Source organism: Cellulomonas iranensis NBRC 101100 = JCM 18110 (genome assembly GCF_001552375.1).
Classification (GTDB): Bacteria; Actinomycetota; Actinomycetes; order Actinomycetales; family Cellulomonadaceae; genus Cellulomonas; species Cellulomonas iranensis.
Genome location: NZ_BCRB01000006.1, coordinates 74,407 through 80,763 on the forward strand (window position 1 = coordinate 74,407; position 6,357 = coordinate 80,763).

Sequence of the window (6,357 nt, forward strand, 5' to 3'; positions counted from 1 at the left end):
CCGCGTCAGTCGGCGTGCGCCGCCGACACGCAGAACTGGTTGCCGTGCGGGTCGGCCAGGACCGTCCAGGTGAACCCGTCGGCCAGCCCGTGGTCACCGACGCGGGTGGCACCGGCCGCGACGAGGTCCGCGACCGCGGCGGCCGGGTCCGGTGCCGCGAGGTCGAGGTGCACGCGGTTCTTGCCCGGTGCGACGTCGGCCACGCGCTGGAACCCCAGCGCCGGGAGCCCCGCGGGCGGCGCGAGGACGACGAACCCGTCGTCCTCGTGCACCACGGCGGCGCCGGTCCGGTCGCGCCACCAGGCGGCCAGCTCGCGCGGGTCGGTCGTGTCGAAGGTCACCATGTTCAGCGTCAGGCTCATGGGGCGACCGTAGCGACCGGCACCGACATCCGGGTCAGGAGGTCGCCGGGGCGTCCACCGCTCCCCCGTAGCGCCGGTCGCGGCGCGCGTACGTCTCGACCGCGCGCCACAGGTGCCGCCGGTCGACGTCGGGCCACGGCTCGTCGAGGAACACCATCTCGGCGTACGCCGACTGCCAGAGCATGAAGTTCGAGATGCGCTGCTCGCCCGACGACCGCAGGAACAGGTCGACGTCGGGCAGGTCCGGCTCGTCGAGGAACCGCTGCACGGTCTTCTCGGTCACCCGCTCGGGGTTGAGCCGGCCGGCCGCGACCTCGCGTGCGATCTGCCGCGCGGCGTCGGCGATCTCGGCGCGGCCGCCGTAGTTGACGCACATCGTCAGCGTGCAGGTCGTGTTGTCGACCGTGAGGCGCTCGGCCTCCTCGAGCTCCGAGATGACCGAGCGCCACAGGCGCGGCCGCCGACCCGCCCAGCGCACCCGCACGCCCCACGAGTGCATGAGGTCGCGCCGTCGGCGCAGCACGTCGCGGTTGAAGCCCATGAGGAACCGCACCTCCTCGGGCGAGCGCGACCAGTTCTCGGTCGAGAACGCGTAGGCCGACACGTGCTGCACGCCGATCTCGATGGCCCCGGCCACGACGTCGAGCAGCGACGCCTCGCCCGCGCGGTGCCCCTCGACGCGCGGCAGCCCGCGCGCGTTGGCCCACCGCCCGTTGCCGTCCATGACCACGGCGACGTGCCGCGGCACGAACTGCCGCGGGATCTGCGGCGGACGGGCGCCGGACGGGTGCGGGTAGGGCGGCACGATCTCGCGGGGCACGGACACATCGTGCCAGGCCGTCCGGTGCGCTGGGCCGCCCGGCGGGGATCAGACCCGCTCGACCATCGGCAGCGACCGCAGCCGCCTCTCGAGGTGGAACTGGCAGAACACCGCGACGAGCCCGTTGCCCTCCGCGCGGTGCCGCTCGGCGCTCGCGTCGGCGACGTCCCAGTCGCCCGAGAGCAGCGCCGCGAGCAACGTGAACGTCTCGGGCGCCGGTGCCGCCGCACCCGGGGGGCGGCACGCGCCGCACACCGCGCCGCCGACCGCGGGCGCGAACGCGTGGTGCGGGCCCGGCGCGCCGCAACGCGCGCAGTCGGTGAAGCTCGGCGCCCAGCCCGCGACCGCGAGCGCCCGCAGCAGGTAGGAGTCCAGCACGAGCCCCGGCGCGTGCGCGCGCGTCGCCAGGGCGCGCACGGCGCCGACCAGCAGGCGGTACTGCTGCACCGACGGCTCGCGCTCGGCCTCGACGAGGCGCTCGGCCGTCTCGAGCATCGCCGTGCCCACGGTGTACAGCGCGTAGTCCTCGCTGACGTGGCGGCCGTACGGGCCCAGCGTCTCGACCTGCGTCACGACGTCGAGGTTGCGGCCCGTGCTGAGCTGCACGTCCACGTGCATGAACGGCTCGAGCCGCGAGCCGAAGCGCGACGTCGTGCGACGCACGCCCTTGCCGACGGCGCGCACCTTGCCGTGCTCGCGCGTCAGGAGGGTGACGATGCGGTCGGCCTCCCCCAGCTTGTGGGTGCGCAGCACGATCGCCTCGTCGCGGTAGAGGCTCACGCGGTCATTGTCCCCCGTGCCGCCGACACGGACCGGACGCGGCGCGCGGGTGGGTGCGCCGGGGCCGGGCCGTGGGTCGGGGTCGCCGACGACGGGTCGGCGGCACGGGGGACGCGGGGCACGACGGACGGGGTCGCCGCCGCCGCGCCCCGCGGGTCCGGCCCCGCGCGCTCGTGCGCGCGCCGGGACGGACGATCAGGGGACGGCGCGTCAGCGCTCGTGCCGGTTGACCGCGGAGACGATCGCCTTGAGCGACGCCGTCGTGATGGACGGGTCGATGCCGACGCCCCACAGGATGTCGTCGCCGATCGCGCACTCGACGTACGCGGCGGCGGTCGCGTCACCGCCGGCGGACAGCGCGTGCTCGGCGTAGTCGAGCACCGCCACGTCCGCGCCCACCTGGGCGAGCGCCGCGACGAACGCGGCGACCGGGCCGTTGCCGGTGCCGGTCAGGGTGCGCTCGACGCCGCGGTCCACGAGGTCGACCTCGAGCGTGTCCTGGCCGCCCTCGGTGCTGGTGGCACGCGTGCCGCGCAGCGAGAACCGGCCCCACGGCGCGAGCGGACCGCCCGGCGTCACCGGCAGGTACTCGTCGTTGAAGATCGACCACAGGTCGTCGGCCGTGACCTCGGTGCCGTGCTGGTCGGTGTGCTGCTGCACGACCTGCGAGAACTCGATCTGCAGCCGGCGCGGCAGGTCGAGGTCCTTCTCGGACTTCAGCAGGTACGAGATGCCGCCCTTCCCGGACTGCGAGTTCACGCGGATGATCGCCTCGTACGACCGGCCGACGTCCTTGGGGTCGATCGGCAGGTACGGCACGGCCCACTCGGCGTCGGCGACGGCGACGCCCTGCGCGGCCGCGCGCACCTCCATCGCGTCCAGGCCCTTCTTGATCGCGTCCTGGTGCGAGCCCGAGAACGCCGTGAACACCAGGTCGCCGCCGTACGGGTGCCGCTCGTGCACCGGCATCTGGTTGCAGCGCTCCACGGTCCGCCGGATGCGGTCGATGTCGGAGAAGTCGAGCTGCGGGTCGATTCCCTGGCTGAACAGGTTCATGCCCAGCGTGACCAGGTCGACGTTGCCCGTGCGCTCGCCGTTGCCGAACAGGCAGCCCTCGATGCGGTCCGCACCGGCCAGGTACCCCAGCTCGGCCGCCGCGACCGCGGTGCCGCGGTCGTTGTGCGGGTGCAGCGACAGCACGACCGACTCGCGGTGGTGCAGGTGACGGCTCATCCACTCGATCGAGTCGGCGTAGACGTTGGGCGTCGCCATCTCGACCGTCGCAGGCAGGTTGATGATGACCGGGCGCTCGGGCGTCGGCTCCAGGACGTCGAGCACGGCGTTGCACACGCGGACGGCGTACTCGAGCTCGGTGCCCGTGTACGACTCGGGGCTGTACTCGTAGAACACCTCGGTGTCGGGGATCAGCTCCTCGTACTTGCGGCAGAACCGCGCGCCCGAGACGGCGATGTCGGCGATGCCGTCCTCGTCGGAGCGGAACACGACCTCGCGCTGCAGCGTCGACGTCGAGTTGTACAGGTGCACGATCGCCTGCTTGGCACCCGCGAGCGACTCGTAGGTCCGCTCGATGAGGTGCTCGCGTGCCTGCGTCAGCACCTGGATGACGACGTCGTCGGGGATGCGCTCCTCCTCGATGAGCATGCGCACGAAGTCGTAGTCGGTCTGCGACGCCGACGGGAAGCCGACCTCGATCTCCTTGAACCCCATCGCGACCAGCAGCTCGAACATCTCGAGCTTGCGCGCCGGGCTCATCGGCTCGATCAGCGCCTGGTTGCCGTCGCGCAGGTCGACCGCGCACCACCGCGGCGCCTGCGTCATGCGCTTGTCGGGCCACGTACGGTCCGGCAGCTCGACGCGGATCTGCTCGTGGAACGGGCGGTAGCGGTGCACCGGCATGCCGGACGGCTGCTGCGGGTTGCGCTGCGCGGCCGGGGCGGGCGTCACGGGGGTCTGGCTGCTCATCGGGGGTCCTTCGTCACGGTGCGGACGGTGTCGTCAGCCGGGCACGCCAGCACTCCGCGACGAGGAGCCGGCCTAGAGGGCCTCGTCGCGGCGACGAAGGAGCAGCGAGCGTGTACGCACGCGCCGACCATACCCCCGTAGGTGGCCACGGCCGCAACCCGTGGCCACGGGTCGGACGCGCCGACCGCGCGCACCGCCGCGGCGCTCACCCCAGGACGAGCGCCTCCGCACCCGTGAGCGCGACGAGCCGGCCACCCACCGCGACGACCTGCTCGACGTCGGCGGGCAGCGCGACGTCCCAGGCCAGGACGCCGTCGTGCAGTCCCCGGGCCACCAGGTCGGTCGCGTCGCGGCCCGGCACGGCGACGATCGCGTGCAGGCCGTCGGTCACCGGGTCGGACAGCACCTCGCGCGGCTCGCGCCGCTCCCACAGCTCGCGGCCGTCGCCGCCGTCGACGACCAGGACGGTCGCGTCGCGGGCGAGCACCACGACACCGTCCACCGCCGCGACCGGCTCCGCGGGCGTCGTCAGCCGCCACAGCGGCGCACCGTCCTGCGCCGCGACGGCCTCGACCTGGTTGCCGGTGTCGACCAGCAGCCACCCGTCGAGCGACCCGTCCGTGACGACGCGCACCGGGAGCGCCGGCACCTCGCCGCGCACCGTGCCGTCCGCGGCGCGCAGCTCGGCCCCGACCGTCCAGACCCACAGGACGTACCCGCCGTCGGGCAGCCCGCGCGCGAGCATCTGCCGCCCGCGCCCGCCCGACCTGATGACGTCGCCGCTGCGCGCGTCGAGCACGGTGGGCGCGATGCCGGCCATCGTGACGACCCGCCGGTCGGCGACGAGCCGCGGCGGGACGCGCACCCCGGTGGGGTCCACGAGCGACTCCGGCGACGTCCACGACCAGCGCACCTCGCCGCTGGTGCCGGCCCGGCGCTCGACCGTCACCCGGCGGTCGGGCCGCGCCACCGCCACCACGAGGTCGTCGTCGACGCGCGTCACGCCGAGCGTCGGCCCCGCGGCCTCCCACTCCCCCAGCACCGCACCGTCGGCCGGGTCGACCGCGACGACGCGCGTCGGCGGCGCGTACGGCGTCGTCACCTCGGCGCCGCCGTACAGCACGTCCGGCTCGGCCCACGCGCACAGCAGCACGTCCTGCTGCGCGTCGCCCGCCGCGCACGTGACCACGAGACTCTCGAACCCGGCGCCCGGCTGCTCGACCAGCGGGAGCTCCCACCGCACGTCGCCCGTGGCCGGGTCGTGCGCACGGGCGGTCCACGTGCCGTCGGCGACCGACAGCAGGACCAGCGCACCGCCCGCCGCGACGGCCGGCGCCGGGCCCTCGGCCGGTGCACGCCACCGCACCGCGGGGGCCTGCTCGACGGGCCGGACCATGCCCGGGACGCGCGCGATCCGGTCGGCGCGCTCGCGCGCGAGCGCGTCGGCCTGCACCGTCGCGACGCCCGCCGACGACACCGCGAGGACCGCGACCCCGACGACCCACGGCCACCACCGGCGCCACGACGGGCCGCCGGCTCCCGCGGTCGAGCCGTCGTCGGGCCCGTCGTCACCGGGCCCGGCGTCTCCGTGGCGCGCGGACGTGACCGACGTCGGACGTTCGTCGTCCTCGTCGACAAGCTCGACCGGTCGCATCCGCGCGCCCGGGCGCGTGCCGCCCATGCGCCGACCCTAGGCCACGGCCGTCACCGCCGGGAGGGGTTCCGGCCGACGACCCCCGGACGGCCCTCGCGCCGCGTGCTACGCGGGGTCGCCGGCCCCCCGGGCGGGCACCTGCACGACGCGCAACGACCGGTCGCCGAACGCGACGACGACGCCCTCGCGCAGGCGTACGGGATGGTCGACGCGGCACACGACCTGCCCGCCGTCGGGCAGCGTCACCACCGTCCCGTTGGTCGAGCCACGGTCGACGACCCACGCCCCCGTCGCGTCCACCTCGAGCTGGAGGTGCGTCTTGGACACCGACCGTCCGGGGTCGACCACGCGCACGACCTGCACGGCGGGCGCGGGCGTGGGGTTGCGGCCGACGAGGGCCACGCGTTCGACGGTCAGGACCCGACCGTCGTCGAGCGTGACCCGCAGCCCGGACGCCGCCGCACGCGGCTCCGGCAGGACGTCCGTCCGCGGCGGCGCGGGGCGCGTCAGCTCGAGCTCGGGCGCGAGCCCGAAGGTCAGCGCGGGGTCCTCGGCGCGCACCACGGGGATCGCCCGGGTGTCGAGGTCGGGCGCCGAGCGCTGCTGGTGCAGCGGCGCGAGCACGAGGCCGTCGGTCGGCGGCCCGGCGCGGTGCGCACCGACGACGGGCGTCGCGCCGGTGAAGGGCGGCGGCACGGCGGCCGCCGCGGGCGGCCGGAACGGCGCGTCGTCCACCGCCGGGGCGCTGGGGGCGGGGG

The 6,357-nt window shown here is 75.4% G+C and carries 6 protein-coding genes; all 6 read right to left on the reverse strand.

Annotation, left to right across the window (positions count from 1 at the left end):
* Positions 1 to 5 precede the first annotated feature (5 nt).
* On the reverse strand, positions 6 to 362 hold the full coding sequence (locus CS2_RS02075; protein WP_046528648.1) for a VOC family protein: 357 nt from the start codon (positions 360 to 362) through the stop codon (positions 6 to 8).
* 34 nt (positions 363 to 396) lie between these two features.
* Positions 397 to 1,182 (reverse strand): isoprenyl transferase, encoded by a 786-nt coding sequence (locus CS2_RS02080; protein ID WP_070318681.1) that lies wholly within the window; start codon positions 1,180 to 1,182, stop codon positions 397 to 399.
* A gap of 48 nt (positions 1,183 to 1,230) precedes the next feature.
* A complete protein-coding gene (gene recO / locus CS2_RS02085) occupies positions 1,231 to 1,962 on the reverse strand; it encodes a DNA repair protein RecO (protein ID WP_070318682.1) in 732 nt (243 codons plus the stop codon).
* A 210-nt stretch (positions 1,963 to 2,172) separates the two neighbouring features.
* Complete coding sequence (gene leuA / locus CS2_RS02090) at positions 2,173 to 3,945, reverse strand: 2-isopropylmalate synthase (protein WP_070318683.1); 1,773 nt, start codon at positions 3,943 to 3,945, stop codon at positions 2,173 to 2,175.
* Between the two features lie 205 nt (positions 3,946 to 4,150).
* Positions 4,151 to 5,626 carry an outer membrane protein assembly factor BamB family protein gene (locus CS2_RS02095; protein WP_070318684.1) on the reverse strand — a complete coding sequence of 492 codons (1,476 nt, stop codon included), beginning with the start codon at positions 5,624 to 5,626 and terminating at the stop codon, positions 4,151 to 4,153.
* Between the two features lie 78 nt (positions 5,627 to 5,704).
* On the reverse strand, positions 5,705 to 6,357 hold a 653-nt coding region (locus CS2_RS02100; RefSeq protein ID WP_217997349.1), incomplete at its 5' end, for an FHA domain-containing protein.